The organism is Alteromonas sp. LMIT006 (assembly GCF_024300645.1).
Classification (GTDB): domain Bacteria; phylum Pseudomonadota; class Gammaproteobacteria; order Enterobacterales; family Alteromonadaceae; genus Opacimonas; species Opacimonas immobilis.
This window is the reverse complement of record NZ_CP101291.1, coordinates 2472809-2492208: the sequence shown is the minus strand read 5'-3', so window position 1 is coordinate 2492208 and position 19400 is coordinate 2472809. Positions and strand designations below refer to the sequence as shown.

The 19400-nt window shown below is 43.5% G+C and carries 22 protein-coding genes; 14 read left to right on the top strand and 8 right to left on the bottom strand.

Features of this window, described 5'->3' with window-relative positions:
* Positions 1-175 precede the first annotated feature (175 nt).
* From recA to NLG07_RS11620, 11 genes are all read left to right on the top strand, one after another.
* The gene (gene recA / locus NLG07_RS11670; protein WP_254855615.1) at positions 176-1204 is read left to right on the top strand and encodes a recombinase RecA; all 1029 of its coding nucleotides are present in this window, start codon (positions 176-178) and stop codon (positions 1202-1204) included.
* 179 nt (positions 1205-1383) lie between these two features.
* Positions 1384-1986, top strand: coding sequence for a cytochrome c biogenesis heme-transporting ATPase CcmA (ccmA, locus tag NLG07_RS11665; RefSeq protein WP_254855614.1), 603 nt, complete (start codon positions 1384-1386; stop codon positions 1984-1986).
* A complete protein-coding gene (ccmB, locus tag NLG07_RS11660; protein WP_254855613.1) occupies positions 1983-2648 on the top strand; it encodes a heme exporter protein CcmB in 666 nt (221 codons plus the stop codon). The genes ccmA and ccmB overlap by 4 nt, the downstream gene beginning before the upstream one ends.
* Positions 2648-3394, top strand: coding sequence for a heme ABC transporter permease (locus tag NLG07_RS11655; protein ID WP_254855612.1), 747 nt, complete (start codon positions 2648-2650; stop codon positions 3392-3394). The genes ccmB and NLG07_RS11655 overlap by 1 nt, the downstream gene beginning before the upstream one ends.
* Positions 3394-3597 carry a heme exporter protein CcmD gene (ccmD, locus tag NLG07_RS11650; protein WP_254855611.1) on the top strand — a complete coding sequence of 68 codons (204 nt, stop codon included), beginning with the start codon at positions 3394-3396 and terminating at the stop codon, positions 3595-3597. Before NLG07_RS11655 ends, ccmD begins: the two co-directional genes overlap by 1 nt.
* Before the next feature lies 1 nt (position 3598).
* Complete coding sequence (ccmE, locus tag NLG07_RS11645; RefSeq protein WP_254855610.1) at positions 3599-4063, top strand: cytochrome c maturation protein CcmE; 465 nt, start codon at positions 3599-3601, stop codon at positions 4061-4063.
* A 2-nt stretch (positions 4064-4065) separates the two neighbouring features.
* A complete protein-coding gene (locus NLG07_RS11640; RefSeq protein WP_254855609.1) occupies positions 4066-6072 on the top strand; it encodes a heme lyase CcmF/NrfE family subunit in 2007 nt (668 codons plus the stop codon).
* On the top strand, positions 6062-6655 hold the full coding sequence (locus NLG07_RS11635) for a redoxin family protein (RefSeq protein ID WP_254855608.1): 594 nt from the start codon (positions 6062-6064) through the stop codon (positions 6653-6655). Before NLG07_RS11640 ends, NLG07_RS11635 begins: the two co-directional genes overlap by 11 nt.
* Entirely contained in the window at positions 6655-7098 is a 444-nt protein-coding gene (locus NLG07_RS11630) for a cytochrome c-type biogenesis protein (protein ID WP_254855607.1), read from the top strand. Before NLG07_RS11635 ends, NLG07_RS11630 begins: the two co-directional genes overlap by 1 nt.
* An 11-nt stretch (positions 7099-7109) precedes the next feature.
* On the top strand, positions 7110-8351 hold the full coding sequence (ccmI, locus tag NLG07_RS11625; RefSeq protein ID WP_254855606.1) for a c-type cytochrome biogenesis protein CcmI: 1242 nt from the start codon (positions 7110-7112) through the stop codon (positions 8349-8351).
* Positions 8348-9148, top strand: coding sequence for a VacJ family lipoprotein (locus NLG07_RS11620; protein WP_254855605.1), 801 nt, complete (start codon positions 8348-8350; stop codon positions 9146-9148). Before ccmI ends, NLG07_RS11620 begins: the two co-directional genes overlap by 4 nt.
* 43 nt (positions 9149-9191) lie before the next feature.
* Here NLG07_RS11620 and galE read toward each other — a convergent pair whose 3' ends face one another.
* From galE to NLG07_RS11605, 3 genes are read right to left on the bottom strand one after another with little or no spacing between them, the layout of a single operon-like run.
* On the bottom strand, positions 9192-10214 hold the full coding sequence (galE, locus tag NLG07_RS11615) for a UDP-glucose 4-epimerase GalE (protein ID WP_254855604.1): 1023 nt from the start codon (positions 10212-10214) through the stop codon (positions 9192-9194).
* A gap of 59 nt (positions 10215-10273) precedes the next feature.
* Positions 10274-10570, bottom strand: a complete 297-nt coding sequence (locus tag NLG07_RS11610; protein WP_254856872.1) for a DUF6170 family protein — start codon at positions 10568-10570, stop codon at positions 10274-10276.
* 15 nt (positions 10571-10585) lie between these two features.
* Positions 10586-12109, bottom strand: a complete 1524-nt coding sequence (locus NLG07_RS11605; RefSeq protein WP_254855603.1) for a peptide MFS transporter — start codon at positions 12107-12109, stop codon at positions 10586-10588.
* A 177-nt stretch (positions 12110-12286) separates the two neighbouring features.
* On the opposite strand from NLG07_RS11605, the gene NLG07_RS11600 reads away from it, so the two are divergent.
* Both NLG07_RS11600 and galU read left to right on the top strand, forming a co-directional pair.
* Positions 12287-13627, top strand: a complete 1341-nt coding sequence (locus NLG07_RS11600; RefSeq protein ID WP_254855602.1) for a UDP-glucose/GDP-mannose dehydrogenase family protein — start codon at positions 12287-12289, stop codon at positions 13625-13627.
* A gap of 4 nt (positions 13628-13631) precedes the next feature.
* Positions 13632-14525, top strand: coding sequence for a UTP--glucose-1-phosphate uridylyltransferase GalU (galU, locus tag NLG07_RS11595; RefSeq protein ID WP_254855601.1), 894 nt, complete (start codon positions 13632-13634; stop codon positions 14523-14525).
* Between the two features lie 53 nt (positions 14526-14578).
* Here galU and NLG07_RS11590 read toward each other — a convergent pair whose 3' ends face one another.
* From NLG07_RS11590 to queF, 4 genes are all read right to left on the bottom strand, one after another.
* Positions 14579-14893, bottom strand: a complete 315-nt coding sequence (locus NLG07_RS11590) for a helix-hairpin-helix domain-containing protein (protein WP_254855600.1) — start codon at positions 14891-14893, stop codon at positions 14579-14581.
* Positions 14894-15083: 190 nt separating this feature from the next.
* On the bottom strand, positions 15084-16091 hold the full coding sequence (locus tag NLG07_RS11585; protein ID WP_254855599.1) for an isocitrate dehydrogenase: 1008 nt from the start codon (positions 16089-16091) through the stop codon (positions 15084-15086).
* Positions 16092-16204: 113 nt separating this feature from the next.
* Positions 16205-17569, bottom strand: a complete 1365-nt coding sequence (ppnN, locus tag NLG07_RS11580; protein WP_303049209.1) for a nucleotide 5'-monophosphate nucleosidase PpnN — start codon at positions 17567-17569, stop codon at positions 16205-16207.
* A gap of 72 nt (positions 17570-17641) precedes the next feature.
* Positions 17642-18493 carry an NADPH-dependent 7-cyano-7-deazaguanine reductase QueF gene (gene queF / locus NLG07_RS11575; RefSeq protein ID WP_254855598.1) on the bottom strand — a complete coding sequence of 284 codons (852 nt, stop codon included), beginning with the start codon at positions 18491-18493 and terminating at the stop codon, positions 17642-17644.
* A gap of 36 nt (positions 18494-18529) precedes the next feature.
* Between queF and syd the strand changes: the two genes are divergently transcribed.
* Positions 18530-19060 carry a SecY-interacting protein gene (gene syd, locus NLG07_RS11570; RefSeq protein WP_254855597.1) on the top strand — a complete coding sequence of 177 codons (531 nt, stop codon included), beginning with the start codon at positions 18530-18532 and terminating at the stop codon, positions 19058-19060.
* On the opposite strand, the gene NLG07_RS11565 is transcribed toward syd, so the two are convergent.
* The gene (locus tag NLG07_RS11565) at positions 19035-19331 is read right to left on the bottom strand and encodes a hypothetical protein (protein ID WP_254855596.1); all 297 of its coding nucleotides are present in this window, start codon (positions 19329-19331) and stop codon (positions 19035-19037) included. The genes syd and NLG07_RS11565 overlap by 26 nt on opposite strands.
* Positions 19332-19400 lie beyond the last annotated feature (69 nt).

Here is a 19400-nt window from a genome sequence, read left to right as displayed (position 1 = left end):
AGGGGCGTCAATCCATCTAATATGTGTTGCATAAAGATACACATAGGAATGCATGTATATAAATACAGTAAAAAAACTTGAACTGTATAATCATACAGTATTATAATCCGAATCACTAAGTAGATAACAACGCTTTTACAGCGAATATTATTAAGAATATTAAGGTTGAGTCACTATGTCAGACGATAACAAAGCACGCGCCCTATCCGCCGCCCTAGGTCAGATTGAGAAGCAATTCGGCAAGGGTTCCATTATGAAGCTAGGTGACAACCAAGCGATGGACATTGAATCCGTCTCAACTGGTTCACTCACCATTGATATCGCATTAGGTATAGGCGGCTTGCCTTGTGGTCGTATCGTTGAAATCTACGGCCCAGAGTCATCAGGTAAGACGACATTGACGTTGCAAGTTATTGCTGAGGCACAGAAAGTGGGCAAAACGTGTGCCTTCGTGGATGCGGAACATGCTCTGGATCCCATCTATGCAGAGAAGCTTGGCGTAAATATTGATGAGTTATTGGTATCACAGCCAGACACTGGGGAACAAGCATTAGAGATCACAGACATGCTCGTGCGCTCTGGTGCAGTGGATGTGGTGATTGTGGACTCAGTTGCAGCGTTGACACCAAAAGCCGAAATTGAAGGTGACATGGGGGATTCTCACGTCGGTCTTCAAGCTCGTTTAATGTCTCAAGCTTTGCGAAAACTGACGGCCAACATCAAGCGCTCAAATACATTGTGTATCTTCATTAACCAAATTCGTATGAAAATTGGTGTGATGTTTGGTAACCCTGAAACCACTACTGGCGGTAATGCACTGAAATTCTATTCATCGGTTCGTTTAGATATTCGTCGCATTGGTGCTATTAAAGAAGGCGATGAAGTGGTTGGTAACGAAACTCGAGTCAAAGTGGTGAAGAACAAAGTAGCTCCGCCATTTAAGCAAGCTGAATTCCAAATTTTATATGGTCAAGGGATCAGTAAAGAAGCCGAATTGATCGATTTAGGCGTCCAGCAGAAGTTGGTCGAAAAAGCGGGGGCATGGTATAGCTACAATGGTAACCGCATCGGTCAAGGTAAGGCCAACGTGACACGGTTCTTAAAAGAAAACCCAGCTATATCTGCTGAGATAGAAGAGAAAATCCGCGCAGAGCTGTTGTGTAAGGCCAAGCCAGTTGAAGAAGAGACTGAAGACGCCGAATAAGTCACGTAGGATAAAAAGAGCCCGAGTTTTACTCGGGCTTTTTAGTATGAAGTCGATTAAGCATCTTTAAATACACACCAACATACCACTAATTGCCCAACAACAAATAGTCAAAAAACATTCATTTATGATAATATGCTGCATGTTTTTAAAGTGGATAGAGTAACTGATTGTTGGACGTGTTAATTGCCCAGTCATTAACCTGTGTAAAACAAGATAGGGTGTTATTTTCTGACCTGGATGTGATTTTACGTGCAGGGGAACTCGTCCATCTGACCGGACCTAATGGGGCTGGCAAAACAAGTCTATTGAGAATTCTAGCAGGCCTAGCCTATCCAGAAACTGGCTCAGTGCACATTAATAGTGCCGATACTTATGATGTTCCGTTGCTGTACCTTGGGCATAAACTCGCGCAAAATAAACACTTATCTGCCATAGAAAACCTTACTTATTGGGCAGCATTGCAGCGAGTGAATCCTTCCGTAGAGTCGCTTTACAACATTTTGGCTCAATATCAATTAGTTGGCTTAGAAGATTTGCCCACCGGACAACTTTCTGCAGGCCAACAACGCAGGGTGTCACTCGCGCGAACGGAGTTAGTGCAAGCGCCATTATGGGTCTTAGATGAACCATATACGTCGCTGGATGTGACAGGTGTTGCATTTATTCAGGCGCGTGTAGACGAATACGTCTCTCATGGAGGTTGTGTCATTATGACTTCTCATCAAGCATTATCATCATCCCATCAGGTCAGAGAACTGGCATTGGAGTATCAAATATGAGTCCGTTGTACAGTGTTATCCATCGTGATATCACTCTTGCAATGAGACAGAAAGCGGATATTTTTCAACCGCTTACCTTTTTTGTGTTAGTTCTTACCTTATTTCCAATCGCCGTGGGTCCGGCACCTGAAACGTTACAAAAAATTGGCCCTGGAGTCATTTGGGTAGCTGCGATTTTATCTGCGTTGTTGGGTATGGAGCGATTATTCCGCGATGATTTTAACGATGGTGTGTTAGAGCAGATGCAGCTGTCTAACTTGAGCTTGTCATGGATTATGTTCGCCAAAGTCATGACTCATTGGTTACTTACTATTGTGCCATTGATCCTGATATCACCGTTATTGGCGTTGTTCTTAAATCTGACCATGCCAATGTACTGGGCACTCCTTGCAACGTTATTATTAGGTACGCCGATTTTGTCTTTGCTGGGATCTATTGCGGTTGCGTTGACCGTGGGGTTACAAAAAGGCGGGATTTTATTATCTTTGATCATAATTCCTGTATTTATCCCTTTACTGATTTTCGCCACTTCTGCGGTAGACACGGCCTTATTTGGATTAAATTATTTACCACAACTTGCTATTATTGCGGCAATGTTGTGTATCGCTATGGCATTGACGCCCATGGCGATGAGTTATGCGATTAGAGTGAGTCATCAATAATGTTTGTCTGGTTACATCCTTATGCAAAAACAGAGCGAGCTTATGCTCTATGCAATACGCTTATGCCATATTTTTTATCTGCTGCGGTTTTAGGACTCAGCGTCGGTCTGGTATGGGGGATGCTATTTGCGCCTTCCGATTATCAACAAGGTGACTCGTTTCGCATTATCTATATTCATGTGCCATCAGCAATTTTGTCTATGGGTACCTATGTGGCGATGGCGATTGCTGGATTAGTTGGCCTAGTGTGGCAGTGGAAAACCGCTTACATGAGTATGATTGCGATGGCTCCAGTGGGGGCATTAATGTGTTTCATATCTTTATTTACTGGTGCTGCGTGGGGTAAACCAATGTGGGGGACTTGGTGGATCTGGGATGCAAGACTCACCTCTCAGCTTATTTTATTGTTCTTATATTTTGGCGTTATGGCGTTGTACTATGCCTTCAATGACCGTCATCAAGCAGGCAAGGCTGCTGCAGTTATTGCCTTAATCGGTGTGATAAATATCCCTATCATTCATTACTCTGTCGAATGGTGGAATACCCTACACCAAGGCTCGACCATCACCAAAATAGGAAAACCTTCTATTGCCCCGTCTATGAAATGGCCATTACTTGTATCAATTACTGGATTTATGGGATTAATTGGTACCTTGACTCTAATGCAGCTCAAAAATGTGATCATTGAGCGAGAACTGCATCGTCCTTGGGTTAAGCAACTATTAAGTCAGCAGGAGACAAAATAATGGCATTTGATAGTTTTGCTGATTTTATTGCAATGGGTGGCTATGGCTTCTTTGTGTGGCTATCTTATGGTGTCAGTTTTTTGAGTATCGTGCTTTATATCGTTTATGTGAAACGTCAAAAAAGACAGTTAACGCAACATGTTGTTGCACAGCAAGCTCGCGAGGCGAGAATTGCGGCAGCAAAGCAATTACAGGAAAAGTAACATGAACCCTAGACGTCAACAACGCTTAATCACTGTCTCTGCAATAGGGGTTTTGTTAGCGGGTGCGATTGGGTTAATGCTCTATGCATTAAGCAACAATATTGATTTATTTTATACACCATCAGAGGTCATTAATGGTAAGGACGGTCAAAAACCCCAAATTGGCCAACGCTTGCGCATTGGTGGAATGGTGGTTGAAGGTTCGGTTGCGCGCAATCAAGAATCTTTAGCGGTAGAGTTTGATTTGGTCGATACAGGACCTCTGGTAACGGTGAGTTACAATGGAATTTTGCCTGACTTGTTTCGAGAAGGTCAGGGCATTGTGGCAACCGGCGTGTTGCAAGCGGGTAACTTGATCATTGCCGATGAAGTCCTCGCTAAGCACGATGAAGAATACATGCCGCCAGAGTTAGCTGAGCAAATGAAAGGCATCAAGCACGTTAAGCCATCTGCAGCAGGTTATTGAGCATGTTTTCTGAAATTGGAAATCTAGCCAGTGTGCTGGCGATGTTGATGGCGTTGAGCTTAGCTGTTTACCCAATGTGGGGCAGTTTCTCAGGACAAAAATGGATGATTGCAAGTGCCAAACCTCTTGCCTATGGCGTGTTGTTTTTTACTTTGATTGCCTACGTTTGCTTAACTCAAGCCTTTCTCAATGACGATTTTTCCATCGCATATGTTGCTAATCACTCCAATAGTATGTTGCCTTGGTACTACAAAGTGACCGCTGTTTGGGGGGGGCATGAAGGCTCCTTCTTATTATGGGTATTGACGTTTGCGGTATGGATGGTTGCAGTGGCTATATTCAGTAAAGGGATCCCGGCAGTGATGCTCGCTCGGGTTCTGTCTGTTTTAGGTATGGTCTCGATCGGTTTTTACTTGTTCATGCTCCTGACGTCTAATCCTTTTAATACCTTGCTGCCTTACATTCCAGTAGATGGACGAGACTTAAATCCATTGTTACAAGATTTTGGCATGATCATTCATCCCCCTATGCTCTATATGGGGTATGTGGGGTTTTCTGTGGCTTTTGCTTTCGCTATTGCTGCTTTAATATCGGGACAATTAGATTCAACTTGGGCGCGCTGGTCTCGCCCATGGACAATTGCTGCGTGGGCATTCTTAACGGTCGGCATAGCACTTGGCTCTTGGTGGGCATATTACGAACTCGGCTGGGGCGGCTGGTGGTTCTGGGACCCAGTTGAAAATGCCTCATTCATGCCTTGGCTTGTCGGCACGGCGTTAATGCATTCCCTAGCGGTTACTGAAAAGCGTAAAGCGTTCAAATCATGGACTGTGTTACTCGCAATAGCGGCATTTTCGTTGAGCTTGCTTGGTACGTTTTTGGTACGGTCAGGCATTTTGGTGTCGGTGCACTCGTTTGCTGCTGACCCATCGCGAGGCATGTTTATTTTAGGTTTGCTCGTGATTGTGATCGGCGGCTCACTACTGCTCTACACTGTACGAGCATCACAATTACAGTCGCGTACACAATTTTCATTGCTGTCACGTGAAAATATGTTGCTGGGTAATAATATACTATTATGTGCTGCAACGGTTGTAGTCTTATTAGGGACTCTGTTTCCATTAGTTCACAAAGAATTGGGTCTGGGTTCAATATCAATCGGGGCACCGTTTTTTAATCAAATGTTCACTTGGCTGATTGTGCCATTTGTAATGTTCCTAGCGATTGGCCCCTTGAGTCGCTGGAAGAAGCAATCTCTAACCGCTTTGCGCAATCAGTTGTTGGTTGCTTTTGGTCTTGCGTTAAGTGCTTCGTTATTGATTGTAAATGCCTATGATGGTGAAAAATATCTAGCAACATTAGGTATGCTTCTCGCGTTTTGGATTTTAGTATCGACGATACAAGAAATTTATCAGCGGGTGAACGCACAACAAAACGTCACTTTGCTCACAGGTCTTGCACGTTTGACACGCTCTCATTGGGGAATGGTGTTAGGACATGTAGGGTTTGCAGTATCTTTGATCGGCATTACCTTGGTGAGTAATTTTGAGACAGAACGCGATGTCCGTATGCAATTCGGTGATAGCGTGATGATTGCTGGTTACGAAGTGCGCTTTGATGAAGTAAAAGCCATTCAGGGTCCAAATTACACTGCGGATCGGGGGATTTTTGATGTGTACAAAAATGGCGAATTTGTGGTCCATCTTGAACCGGAAAAACGCCTTTATCCTGTGCAACAAACCACAATGACCGAGGCTGGGATTCATTCAAATCTCGTTCGAGACTTGTTTATTGCCATGGGTGAGCCATTAGACAACGGCGCCTGGGCAGTACGAGTGTATTACAAACCTTATGTAGTATGGATCTGGCTAGGTGCTGGAATCATGGCACTTGGTGGCGTATTCTCAATGGCGGATAGACGGTATCGCCTCGCCAGCATTGCCAAATTAAAAGGGGCTTTTGCGGAGAAATCAGAGACAGCGCAAGCGGAGCCTAGTCATGCAAAATAAGCTGAGATTTGCGATTCCTTTAGTGTTCTTTTTAGGGTTGTGTGTGTTTTTGTTTCAGGGGCTATATTCTGATCCGCAAGCGCGAGATGCGATGACCTTAGATCGCCCAATGCCAGAATTTACTTTACCTGATCTAATGCAACCAGAAGTTATGTATACACAGGATGTGTTTGAAGGCAAAGTTACTTTGCTCAATGTTTGGGGCGTCTGGTGCGTAACGTGTCAGGTAGAATTACCTTATTTGACCGCATTATCCGAACAAGGGGTGCATATTGTTGGCTTGTATTACGACCAAGACCTCGACCCAGATTTTGGGATTAAAACCCTCGCAAGAGTGCAACAAGAAGTCATTGATATAACAGACCGTCTTGGCAATCCTTTTGCTTATAATATTTTTGATGTGTATCGAGATACATCACTTGATTTAGGAGTTACCGGTGCCCCTGAGTCTTTGCTGATTGATCAAAATGGTATTATTCGCGTGCATCATATTGGTGATGTCAACCATCGCGTTTGGCAAAACAAGTTTGCCGATGTTTACTTCGAGTTGACGGGGCAAATGATTAACGGAGTGGCCGAGTAATGAAATATATGGTCGTGGCCTTGTTCCTTCTCTTAAGCTCATCTTCTTTTGCGGCGCAGGAAAACTATCAGTTTGACACGCCCGAACAGCAAGCCTTGTTCAAAGAACTCACCGCAACCTTGCGTTGCCCAATGTGTCAAAATCAAAATATTGCCGATTCAGATGCCATGATTGCCCATGATATGCGCCGCAAAGTATATCAGTTAATTACCCAAGGTCAGGATCACGATCAAGTCGTCGCATTTATGAAATCTCGATACGGCGATTTTGTTTATTATCAACCCCCAGTTACTCGCACGACAATTTGGTTGTGGCTGTTACCTATATTTGTGGTTCTTTTAGGTATCGTGGTTATTTTAAGAAGAAAGCCCAACAAACTTACTGCACAAGACGAGCAAGCTGCTTTAGCCAAAGCCCAAGCATTGCTTGACGAAGATAAATAGGAACATCTTTCATGCAAACATTTTTGATTATTGGCGTAGGCCTAATGATGCTTGCGGGTGTGTTTTTCGCCATCCCTTTATGGCGACGTCGTCAAACTTTAGATGATTCAGATTATCAATTATCTAATACTCGTTTGATTAAACAACGCATCGCGGAGCTTGAAGAAGAAGTCACACAAGGCGTAATGACAGAAAAGCACAAAAAGCTAGCCATAAAAGAATTAAAACTTGCTCTAGTCGATGAGAGCAATACTCAAGACAAGGTGTCTGTTACCCAAAGCTCGATGCTTGTGTGGGGCAGTTTTTTGATATTAGTAGGACTGAGTGTCGGTCTGTATCTGCATATTAATAGTGTAGATAAACTAGCCCATGTCTATGATGTTCATCAGCGCATGGATGAACTGACGCAAAAGATCATCATGGGTGAGGGGGGCGAGATTACATTACAGGACGTTCGCGATTTTAGTCTTGCCATCCGCACACGCATCGATCCAGAAAATGAAGACGGCACTGGGTGGATGTTATTGGGGCGTCTTTACGCAAGTATGCAAATGTTCGAAGAGGCCTATCAGGCTTATGATAAGTCTTTAGCCATTGCTCCGGATAACATGGATACGCGTGAAAATTATGCGCAAGCGTTGATGATGCCTAATCAACTTGATTATCTTCGTCGAGCGAGAGCCCAATTAGAGTATATTCTTGAACGTGAACCGCAGAATAATAACGCCGCGCTCATGTTGGCCTTAACGGCTTCTCAATTGGATGATGCTGAAACAGCAGAGTTGTATTTGGCGCAAGTATCAGGTTTGCTACCTGAAGATAACCCAGCAGTGGTGCAAATTCGAACCAAAATTAATGAGCTCAACGCGCGAGGTAAGGTCAAACCAACGGGGTTTGCCATCAAAATCAATGCAACTGATATGATTAATCGTCGGTTGAAAGCGGACAATCAATTGACGCCAACGACCATGTTTGTCTTTGCTCGCGATGCCGCTGGGTCAAGACCTTTGCCGGTCGCGGTTAAAAAACTAAACCTGACTTCGCTGCCAAGCGTAGTGAACTTAATTCATACTGATGCAATGGTGGCGAATTGGTCACTCAAAAACGTCGAAGAAGTGGAATTAATTGTGCGTTTGTCTTATGACGATAACGTTGCTCCTGCGCCAGGTGAGTTTACCGGAAGTATTGTGATGCCGGTACGAAAAGAACAAATCCAAGCTGCGACTATTACAATTAAAGAGGAAATTAAGTGAAAGGATTAACTTTAGGTAAGAGTATTTTATTGGCTGTAATACTGATACTCGGGAGTGGCTGTGCCTCGACAAAGCAGGAAGCATCCTCAGCCCAAACTAACCAAGTTCAAGGCGATCCGCGCGACCCATTGGAAGGTTTCAACCGCACCATGTGGGATTTCAATTATGAAGTCTTAGACCGATTTTTCCTGAAGCCCGTTACCCAAGGATATGTTGCCATCACACCAACTCCGGTTCGCAGTGGTTTGCGCAACGCGGTCGAGAACCTTGAAGAGCCAGCAAACTTACTGAATAATGCTGCGCAAGGTAAATTAGACGGCACTATGGTCTCACTTGCCCGGTTTTTGATTAACTCTACCGTGGGGGTGTTAGGTGTCTTTGATGTGGCTGACATGATGGAATTACCAGCCAAGGAAGAAAGTTTTGGGGAAACTCTGGCAGTATGGGGATTGGAAACTGGACCGTATTTGATGTTACCAGCACGAGGTCCAACGGATATTCGCTCTACTACCGGAGATGTGGTCGATTCACAAGTGTTTCCAATGCAGGCGCTGAACAGTAATTTTAATCTTGCCACGTTATTAGTTAGTGTTTTGGAAGGGCGAGCTCGCGCTCTAGAACAAGAAGCTAACTTACAAAGCTCATTAGATCCATATTCCTTAGTCAAAGATGCGTACTTCCAGAACTTAGAGTTCCAAGTTAAAGATGGACAGATTGAGTCCCAAGTGGATGATGAATTATTAGATGACTTTGAGGCTTTCGATGATTTGTTGGAAGACACTCCTCCAGTTCAATAACTTATGCCGACGACTACGCAAGTCGTCGACATTACAGATAGCATTAAACTGATTTGTATCCATTGGGGTTATTGGATTGCCAGCGCCATGCGTCGGCGCACATTTCGGTAATCCCTCGCTTCGCTTCCCAACCTAATTTGCTTAATGCTGTGCTCGGGTCTGCCCAGCAGGCTGCGATGTCACCTGGTCGGCGTTCTACAACTTGAAAGGGTACAGGGTGGCCGCACGTTTGGCCAAAAGCATCTAGCATTTGCATGACACTGTAGCCAATACCGGTACCAAGGTTGATAATATCGAGATCAATATCCTGGCTAAATCGCTGTAAGGCTTGCAGATGACCTGCTGCTAAATCTACAACATGAATATAATCACGCACACCCGTTCCGTCCTCAGTCGGGTAGTCATTACCAAATACACTGACGCGTTCTCGTTTACCCATAGCCGTTTGGCTGACAAATGGCATTAGGTTGTTTGGGATCCCGTTCGGATCTTCTCCGATTAAACCGGATTCATGTGCGCCAACGGGATTGAAATAGCGCAATATGACGATTTGCCATTGATTATCTGAGATGTATAAATCTTGTAAGACTTGCTCTACCATTAATTTGCTTTTGCCGTAGGGGTTGGTGGGGGAGCCTGTTGGCATATCTTCCCGCAAAGGCAGTTCAACTGGGTCACCATATACGGTTGCCGAAGATGAAAATACAATGTTTTTGACCCCATATGTGCCCATGACTTGGGTCAAGCAAACGGTGCCATAGACATTGTTTTCATAATAGTTAAGGGGCTTTTCGACAGACTCTCCAACCGCTTTTAATCCGGCAAAGTGAATCACTGAATCAATTTCATTTTGCGCAAAGATTTCATGTAAACACGCTTTATCACGAATATCACCTTGAATAAAGGTAAGATCTTTTTGGGTCAATTCGCATACGCGTTTGAGAGATTCAGCGGAAGAATTGGAAAGGTTATCTAAAACGATAACGCGGTAATCTTGTTCAAGTAATTGTAAAACAGTGTGAGAGCCAATGTAACCGGCTCCACCAGTAACGAGAATCGTCTGCATAGGTACTTCCTTGTTTGGTTGTCAAAAGACTACCTAAGGAACATCCTATGCCACCCTGTCTACTCTTTGGGCAACACCTTAGGTAGGTATTTTACACTCATTGAATGTTGTATCGGCCGAACGAGCAGAGGATAAAGTAGCAAAACCAATCCCGCCCATAAAAGTGATGTCCAATCGTTCACAACGCGTAACAGCAAAATGAAAACGGGGACTATCACAATTAACTTTAGTACATTTAATAAAGTTTTCTCGGGTATTGTCATTTTTTTTGCGGCTTCATCGAGATAAGCCATGCGCTGCGTCAGTGGATACTGACGCAGACTGTCGATGGATTGTGTTGAAAAATAAAATTTCATCATAAAAATATTAACTTAGGCCTTTTGGGCGTTGGCTTCTGCTTCCGCCTCAGCAGCTTGTTCCCATAGCTTTGATTTGAATGCTAAGAGTACCAAAATAATGCCGACGCCGATGCCAAACAGTGAAATTTGTAAGTACAGATTCGGCATTTGCTCGACATTATTAGGATCAAAATTACCTGATAAAAGACCTGCAATCACATTACCAATTGAGTAAGTCAAAACAAATACGCCCATCATTTGTCCCAAGAAACGTTGAGGAGAGAGTTTTGATACAGCGGATAATGCGACTGGGCTCAAACAGAGCTCACCTACCGTGTGCAAGAAATACGTTGCCACTAACCAATATGGCGCTACTTTAAGACCCGCTGCTGCGTATTGTGAGGCAAAGAACATCACAATAAAACCAGAGGCCATAATGATTAAACCAATCGCACATTTGACGGTATAGCTTGGCGTGATCATGCGCTTGGCAAGATTTATCCATAATGCCGCAAAGAAAGGTGACAGAATAATGATGAAAAACGAGTTGGCAGACTGGAACCAGGCCGTTGGAATTTCAAAATCGCCCAACATACGATCAGTATAATCCCGACCAAATAAGTTCAAAGATGAACCCGCTTGTTCGAAACCAGACCAGAAACAGGCCGATGCGATACAAATTAAGAACAATGCATTCATGCCTTTTTTCTCATTCGGGGTCAGGTTTCCACCAAAATAAATCGCACCAAAGTAGCCCAAAAAGATCAGACAAAATATCACAGCAACCGATTTGGCCACCGGAACTGGGTCAATCACAATTGCACCAGACATCGCCATGGCAGTGACAACCGCGACGATAATTAAGAATGCCATGATTGCCCCATAGGTGTTGCGTTGCGCACTTGGTGTAAGTGGTTGGATAGGAGCTGCAGCGACAGAGCCAAGATTTTTTAGAGTAAGCTTATATTGCACTAAACCAATAAACATACCCACGGCAGCTGCACCAAATGCGTGATGATAACTGAATTCGACTTGTAGGTAACCGCACACAGTGTAACCAATCACGGCCCCAATATTAATACCCATATAATACAAGGTATATCCTGAGTCACGACGGCGATCTTGGGCGCTATACAGCTGCCCAACGATTGCACCGATATTCGGCTTGAGTAAACCGGTTCCGACCACAACAAAGGTCAACCCTATGTAAAATGAACTTGCGGCAGGAATGGCCAAAATAATATGGCCGAGCATGATAATAATACCGCCATACCATACGGCTTTTTGTCCACCAATGAGGCGGTCAGCTAACCAGCCTCCAGGTAATCCCATAAAATATACAGCACCTGTATACAGGCCGTAAATAGCACCTGCCATGGCAACGGTAATACCTAAGCCGCCTTCTTGCAAAGAAGCCGTCATATATAAGACCAGTAATGCGCGCATCCCATAGTAGGACATACGTTCCCACATTTCTGTCATAAACAGGGTTTGCAAACCCATAGGATGGCCAAAGAAGCCGGTGTCGAGAGATTTGTCGAGGTTTTTTGTTGTCATTCTTATACCTTCTTATATGACATGAAAAATCAATGCATATAATAGGGGAAACTGCTATTTGATGGTAGGTTTAATTGTTCTGTCTTTTTTCTTTCATAATTGTGAAACCAGACTGTCTTTAAATTGATGGAAATGTGCCGATAACAAAAGTTATTGGATTTAGATTTAAGGATGAGTATGAAAGTTACCGTATTTGGTATTGGTTATGTGGGACTAGTCCAAGCCGCAGTCCTCGCAGATGTCGGCCATGATGTTTTGTGTGTTGATGTCAACCAACACAAAGTAGAGGCCCTCAAAGAAGGCATCATTCCAATTTATGAGCCCGGTCTCACCCCACTTGTTACCGCTAATTACGAAGCCGAGCGACTTGATTTCACTACCGACGCCGCAGCGGGTGTTGCGCATGGCAACCTGATTTTTATTGCAGTGGGTACGCCACCTGACGAAGATGGCTCAGCTGATCTACAGTATGTTCTTAAAGTGTCTGAAACCATCGCAACTTATATGGATAAACACACCATCATTATCAATAAATCGACGGTGCCGGTCGGTACTGCCGATAAAGTCAAAGAGCAAGTCGCTACCACGTTACGCGACCTACAAAAAGACCTCACTTATGATGTCGTGTCTAATCCAGAGTTTCTCAAAGAAGGCGCTGCCGTGAATGACTGTATGCGACCGGACCGGATCATTATTGGCACCGACTCTGATTTTGCTGAGAAAAAACTTCGCGAGTTGTATTACCCTTTTAATCGCAATAATGACCGCGTCATCAAAATGGACATTCGCAGTGCAGAGTTAACCAAATATGCAGCTAACTGTATGCTAGCCACTAAGATTTCGTTTATGAATGAAATGGCGAACTTAGCCGAAAAGTTCGGAGCTGACATCGAAAATGTGCGCAAAGGCATCGGTTCAGATCCTCGTATCGGGTATCAATTCATCTATCCTGGTTGCGGTTACGGAGGGTCATGTTTTCCTAAGGATGTACAAGCTCTTATTCGCTCTGCTAATGCCATCGGTCATCAAGCCAAAGTATTAGAAGCCGTTGAGCAAGTAAATCAAAATCAAAAAGCCAAATTGTTTGATTATTTAATGACCCATTTTAATGGGAATTTAAGTGGTAAAACCATTGCTCTTTGGGGATTGGCATTTAAACCTAATACTGATGATATGCGTGAGGCATCCGCACGTGTATTAGTGGAAAAACTATGGGATGCCGGTGCAACCGTGCAAGCGTATGATCCGGAAGCGATGGATGAAGCCCAGAGAATATATGGACATCGTGCTGACTTCAGGCTGATGGGCACCAAAGAAGCGGCGGTGACCGGTGCGGATGCACTGGTTGTCTGTACCGAATGGCAAGCCTTCAGAGCGCCTGATTTTGATTTCTTAGCAAACACTCTGACAGACAAGGCCATCTTCGATGGTCGAAATATCTATGAACCGAGTATTGTGTCGGAATATGATCTTGCGTACTATGGTATTGGACGTGGTCTTTCAGTAAAAGGATATTAAATCAATGAGTCAAGTTAAAAAAGCCGTCATTCCCGTTGCCGGTTTAGGTACTCGAATGCTACCTGCCACCAAGGCAATCCCTAAAGAAATGCTTCCAGTCGTGGACAAGCCACTTATTCAATACGTGGTCAATGAATGTGTTGCGGCGGGTATTCGCGAGATTGTCTTAGTCACGCACGCCTCTAAAAATTCTATCGAAAATCATTTTGATACGTCATTTGAGCTTGAAGCCACGCTTGAGAAACGGGTTAAGCGTCAGCTATTAGAGGATGTACAAGCCATTGTGCCTAAAGACGTCACCATCATGCACGTGCGTCAAGGGGTTGCAAATGGTTTAGGACATGCCATTATGTGTGCTCACCCTGTCGTTGGCGACAACCCATTTGCTGTGGTACTACCTGATGTGATCATGGATGATGCGGCGAGTAACCTTAAAAAAGATAACCTTGCCGAAATGGTTTCGCGCTTTAATACTAGTCGCGTGTCTCAAGTTATGGTCGAAGAAGTACCAGAAGAGGACGTGAGTAAATTTGGTGTAGTCGATTTAGACGGCGCACAAATTACTGCCGGTCAATCAGCGAAAATCCATGCAACGGTTGAAAAACCAGCGATGGATGAGGCTCCTTCAAATCTAGCCGTTGTCGGTCGTTACGTTTTGTCTGAAAAGATCTGGGAGTTACTGGAGTTCACTCCTCCTGGTGCCGGCGGTGAAGTCCAGCTTACCGATGCCATTGCGTCTTTGATGAATGTAGAACAAGTTGACGCCTATTACATGAAAGGCAAGAGTCACGATTGCGGTTCTAAGATTGGTTATATGAAAGCCAATGTGGATTTTGCCTTACGTCATCCAGAAATAGGTCCAGCATTCAAAGAATATTTAGCCAGTAAAAACGGCTAAAACGCTAACCTAACCGATTTAAGCGCCATATCAGAGGTGATACTGGCGCTTTTTTACTGCACGCGGATACGCGATTCGATTTTGGCAAGTAGCTTTCGGCTAATACCTTTTACTTCAGTCAAATCTTCTTTTTTCAAAAACTCACCGTGATCTGTGCGATGCGCCACAATGGCTTGGGCTTTCTTAACCCCTATACCTGGTAAAGCCGTGAGTTCGGTGACACTTGCTGTATTGATATTGAGGTGTTGCACTACGTTGATGTCTTGACTAATAGATTGTGTTCCCTGCACGGTAACCGTCTCAGCCAACAGATTGGTTGATAGGCAAATTTGAGACAGTAAAAGAGCAAAAAGTAGGATGTTTTTCATGATTCGATACCTTGTATTTCAATAAATTAATATTCATGTTGCTTAGCGTTTTGCTAAGTAATGACAAGTGTAGCGAACTCGTTGCGAGAGATTGGCCAGTTTTAGTGTTTCGAATGAAAATCCATACTTTTGAACAGCCATAAAAAAACCGGATTAAGTCGCCTCAATCCGGTTTAAGCTTTTGGTTCTATTATAGACGTTCAAGTACTGCTTGAGTAAAGTCTGTGGTGCCGTGTTCGCCACCAAGGTCGCGAGTTGTGCGATCACCAGATTCGATGACGTCTTTTAATGCGGCACGGATTTTTTCTGCTTTGTCGCCCATTTCTAAGTATTCAAGCATCTGGATTGATGCAAGGATAACTGACGTTGGGTTAGCGAGGTTCATGCCAGCGATATCAGGCGCTGAGCCGTGAACTGCTTCAAAAATAGCTGATTCTTCACCGATGTTTGCACCAGGTGCCATGCCTAAACCACCGACAAGGCCAGCACATAAGTCAGACAATATATCACCAAACAAGTTAGTCGTAACAATTACATCAAACTGACCAGGGTTCATCACCAGTTGCATACAAGTGTTATCGACAATCATCTCAGCAGATTCGATATCTGGATAACGTTCGCCTACTTCTCGTGCGACTTTTAAAAATAGTCCTGAAGTCGATTTTAAAATGTTTGCTTTGTGAACGGCGGTCACTTTTTTACGGCCTTCACGACGCGCTAATTCGTAAGCGAAGGTAACGATTTTTTCTGCGCCATCACGAGTGATTTTACTTTTTGCTTCCGCTTCAGTGCCGTCGTCTGATACGATTTGACCTAGGCCTGAATACATGCCTTGAGTATTTTCGCGAACCGTAATGATGTCGATATCATCATAACGTGCTTTGGTGCCTTTGAAAGACAACACAGGACGAACGTTAGCATACAATTGGAACTGTTTGCGCAAGCTTACGTTGATTGAAGTAAAGCCTTCACCAACCGGTGTCGTTAGAGGGCCTTTCAATGCAACTTTGTTCTTTGCAATCAAATCTAGGGTTTCTTGAGGAAGTAATTCACCGTGGTTCTCTAATGCCATCAGACCTGCATCGGCGTAGTCATAGGCAAAATTACAGCCGACCTTGTCCAAAATTTGGATGGCTGAATCAATAATATCCGGTCCAATACCGTCTCCACGAATGACGGTAATTCGTTGTTGTGTCATGAAAATTCCTTTGATAGAAATGGATGTGTCGTTAATTTTTAATATTTTAACTTAGCCACATGCCAATCTCTACTAAAATAAATAAATGTGGACTATAGTTGTATTGAATTTACTTAATTTTTGACTATTTCATAACACGGCTCATAAGTCTTGCCGGGCAGCTTCATCCTACCTTGAGCAATAAACTGTTCTAATAGCCGCTCGACCATGGTGATAAGTTCTGGGTCGCCAGTTAATTTGAACTTTCCTTTTTCGGCAATTTGAGCGATGGTATCAGCTTTGATGTTACCTGCGACAATTCCTGAGAACACCTTGCGTAAATTTGCAGCCAAATCAGCGGAAGACTGGTCTCGATGTAGGTGTAAATTGGCCATGTTTTCATGTGTCGGAACGAAAGGAATTTGAAATTCAGGCTCAATTTGCAGTGACCAATTAAAACTAAACGCGTCTCCGTTCTGAAGACGTTGATTGCGAATGACTTCACGTTGGTTGTTGATATGTTGTGCAACCGCCTTTGCATCATCGACGATAATTCTATATTTTTGTGTGGCTTCTATACCTAATGTCGCCGCTACAAAGGCATTAATCGCTTCAAAATAATCTGAAGTTTCTTTTGGCCCAGTTAAGATCAAAGGCACTTGTTGCGATTGGTTTTTAGAATGCAGCAAGATACCTAATAAATACAATAACTCTTCTGCGGTGCCGACCCCACCCGGGAACACCACAATGGCATGACCAAAACGCACAAAGGCTTCTAAGCGTTTTTCAATATCTGGTAGAATCACAAGTTTGTTGACAATGGCGTTAGGTGGTTCAGCAGCAATAATACTCGGCTCAGTTAATCCCACATAACGTCCATTTTTGATCCGTTGTTTGGCGTGTCCAATCGCGGCGCCTTTCATTGGCCCTTTCATTGCGCCGGGTCCACATCCTGTGCAGATATCGAATCCTCTGAGACCAAGTTGATAGCCTACCTCTTTGGTATATCGATACTCGGTGTGACCAATTGAATGCCCACCCCAACACACTACCGTGTTGATGCCATCGTTATATTCAAGTGCATTCGCATGGCGCAGCATATCAAAAACCATATCGGTTGCAGCCGAACCGCTACATGATTCCGTGCTGTGATTCGGGTAAATACTCTCGACGTATAACAAATCTCGCATCACGGCAAATACATGTTCATGCACACCAGAAATTAATTTACCGTCGACAAACACTTCTTGCGGAGGGTTGAGTAATTCAATTTTGACTCCGCGTTCACGGCGAATGAGATCAATGGCAAATGATTGATGCTTGTCGAGCATACTGGTCATATCATCGGTTTCGGCGCCGCTGTTGAGCACTGCTAAAACACAGTTACGGAACAATTGATAATGTTTGGTATTGGTATGGTCGGTAATGAGCGCCATTTCATTTTGTGATAATTGGCTCATCCAACCGACAGGGCTAAGTTGTACTGGATTTTTGGTCAAAACGCTTGTCCTTGCTGTTGTTCGTATATTTTATATATCGGTCTATCTTCAAAAAGGTCAAGACCCAAACGCTCACTGTCTGAGCAGTCTCCAATCTCCGTAACACGTTTCAAAGTTACTGCGAAACGGATTAATATCCAAGCCACCACGTCTGGTGTATCTTGCATAGACGGTTAACTGAGAAACCCCTGTTTGCTGCAAAATGTCGGTAAAGATACGTTCAACGCATTGTTCGTGAAACTCGCTGTGTTCACGAAATGAGACTATATACCTCAACAGGGATTCAGAGCATATTTTGGGACCAGTATATTTGATAAATACCGTCGCCCAATCAGGTTGGTTGGTTACCAAACAGTTCGACTTCAGTAAGTTAGAATAGAGCTGTCGTGTGACAACTTCATGACTGGAATTTTTTAATAATGAAGGGTTGGGTTGGTACTCTTTAATCTGAATGTCTTGTTCATCTATACATTGCCAATCCGTTATGATGAATTGCTCATTATAAAATTGCTCAGGACGAATGATGTCTACTTTTACGCACTCGCCAGCACATTGGCTTAAGTCCTTTTGTAACGTTGCAGACAACGAACTATGATCACTAAATACGGTTTGGTTGAGGCTGTTTAAGTAAAGTTTAAATGACTTGGATTCAATAATATTAGGACTCGTCACCGGCACAAAACAACGCATTACAGCGACTTGTGGTAGTCCTTTGGGGTTGAGCCATGATAATTCGTACCCGTTCCAGATATCTTCGCCAGTAAAGGGCAAATTTTGTTCATTTATACCGATTTGCTGACGATTGAGTAATCGTGGCACAGGCTGTAAAAGTTCAGGCGAATACTGGGATTGATACGTTACGGCATTGCCCAAAGTCAAAGACTTAATACTTTGTGAATTGGCATAAAGTGATTTATCTGTCATAGTTTTTGTAAGTAATTCTTTATTTTAAACATTATTATGAATGTTTTCTGGCAAGATTTCATCAAACAGTATCAATCTCAGCACGAATGCATGGTGGAGTTTGACGCGCAGTGGCCATCTCCTTGTTTAGTTGACCCAGATAATATTACAAACGATCTTTGGGTTAAGTGGCAACCAGTCCCTCGTCAGAGCGATGCATCTGCTAACCTAAAGCAACTCGGCACCGCTTTAGAGATCCAAATTCCCGATACCATAGAATGCTTTTACTGTGCTTATTATGCCGATCATCTCTCCGTGAATTTTGATGGTAGAGTGATGACTCTACTGCAAGTATGGAATGAAGAAGACTTTGCGCGCTTACAAGAGAATATTATTGGTCACGTCTTAATGAAAAGAAGACTCAAACAACCCGATACCATTTTTATTGGGGTAACAGATGATGACGAAGAATTGATTTCCATCATACCGTCATCTGGTGAAGTCGTCTTTGAATACGTCGGTCGAACGCCACATCAAATCGTCGCGAATAGCTTGCAAGAGTTTATTGGTTATTTGACAGTTGCTTAACCATAAAACGCAAGGATTCGACTTGCTCTTGTAATGTTTGAATATGCTCTTGCTGGTTTGCACAACGCTTTTCTAGTTCCATCACTCTATCAGCTAGACTTGGCTCTTTTATTGATGCAGGTTCATGAGGTTGGTTAGCTTGGAAGGCTTTTAACCCTGAGATGATGTCAGGTAGTGGTGTTTTTTGCGTTAATTTCGCTTTGATTAGACCAACGGTTGGCGTGATCCCTTTATCCGTAAGGGACTGACATATTTTGGTAATTTCACTCATTTTTAAGTATTTTCCCTAAATTATCGTCAATATGAACAAGGATTATATATAAAACATATACTAATCAAT

Excerpts from the sequence above, each read along its gene's own strand:
- recA (WP_254855615.1), top strand. The coding sequence starts at position 176 with ATGTCAGACGATAACAAAGCACGCGCCCTATCCGCCGCCCTAGGTCAG.
- ccmB (WP_254855613.1), top strand. The coding sequence starts at position 1,983 with ATGAGTCCGTTGTACAGTGTTATCCATCGTGATATCACTCTTGCAATG.
- NLG07_RS11655 (WP_254855612.1), top strand. The coding sequence starts at position 2,648 with ATGTTTGTCTGGTTACATCCTTATGCAAAAACAGAGCGAGCTTATGCT.
- ccmD (WP_254855611.1), top strand. The coding sequence starts at position 3,394 with ATGGCATTTGATAGTTTTGCTGATTTTATTGCAATGGGTGGCTATGGC.
- ccmE (WP_254855610.1), top strand. The coding sequence starts at position 3,599 with ATGAACCCTAGACGTCAACAACGCTTAATCACTGTCTCTGCAATAGGG.
- NLG07_RS11640 (WP_254855609.1), top strand. The coding sequence starts at position 4,066 with ATGTTTTCTGAAATTGGAAATCTAGCCAGTGTGCTGGCGATGTTGATG.
- NLG07_RS11635 (WP_254855608.1), top strand. The coding sequence starts at position 6,062 with ATGCAAAATAAGCTGAGATTTGCGATTCCTTTAGTGTTCTTTTTAGGG.
- NLG07_RS11630 (WP_254855607.1), top strand. The coding sequence starts at position 6,655 with ATGAAATATATGGTCGTGGCCTTGTTCCTTCTCTTAAGCTCATCTTCT.
- ccmI (WP_254855606.1), top strand. The coding sequence starts at position 7,110 with ATGCAAACATTTTTGATTATTGGCGTAGGCCTAATGATGCTTGCGGGT.
- galE (WP_254855604.1), bottom strand. The coding sequence starts at position 10,214 with ATGCAGACGATTCTCGTTACTGGTGGAGCCGGTTACATTGGCTCTCAC.
- NLG07_RS11610 (WP_254856872.1), bottom strand. The coding sequence starts at position 10,570 with ATGAAATTTTATTTTTCAACACAATCCATCGACAGTCTGCGTCAGTAT.
- NLG07_RS11605 (WP_254855603.1), bottom strand. The coding sequence starts at position 12,109 with ATGACAACAAAAAACCTCGACAAATCTCTCGACACCGGCTTCTTTGGC.
- NLG07_RS11600 (WP_254855602.1), top strand. The coding sequence starts at position 12,287 with ATGAAAGTTACCGTATTTGGTATTGGTTATGTGGGACTAGTCCAAGCC.
- galU (WP_254855601.1), top strand. The coding sequence starts at position 13,632 with ATGAGTCAAGTTAAAAAAGCCGTCATTCCCGTTGCCGGTTTAGGTACT.
- NLG07_RS11590 (WP_254855600.1), bottom strand. The coding sequence starts at position 14,893 with ATGAAAAACATCCTACTTTTTGCTCTTTTACTGTCTCAAATTTGCCTA.
- NLG07_RS11585 (WP_254855599.1), bottom strand. The coding sequence starts at position 16,091 with ATGACACAACAACGAATTACCGTCATTCGTGGAGACGGTATTGGACCG.
- queF (WP_254855598.1), bottom strand. The coding sequence starts at position 18,493 with ATGACAGATAAATCACTTTATGCCAATTCACAAAGTATTAAGTCTTTG.
- syd (WP_254855597.1), top strand. The coding sequence starts at position 18,530 with ATGAATGTTTTCTGGCAAGATTTCATCAAACAGTATCAATCTCAGCAC.
- NLG07_RS11565 (WP_254855596.1), bottom strand. The coding sequence starts at position 19,331 with ATGAGTGAAATTACCAAAATATGTCAGTCCCTTACGGATAAAGGGATC.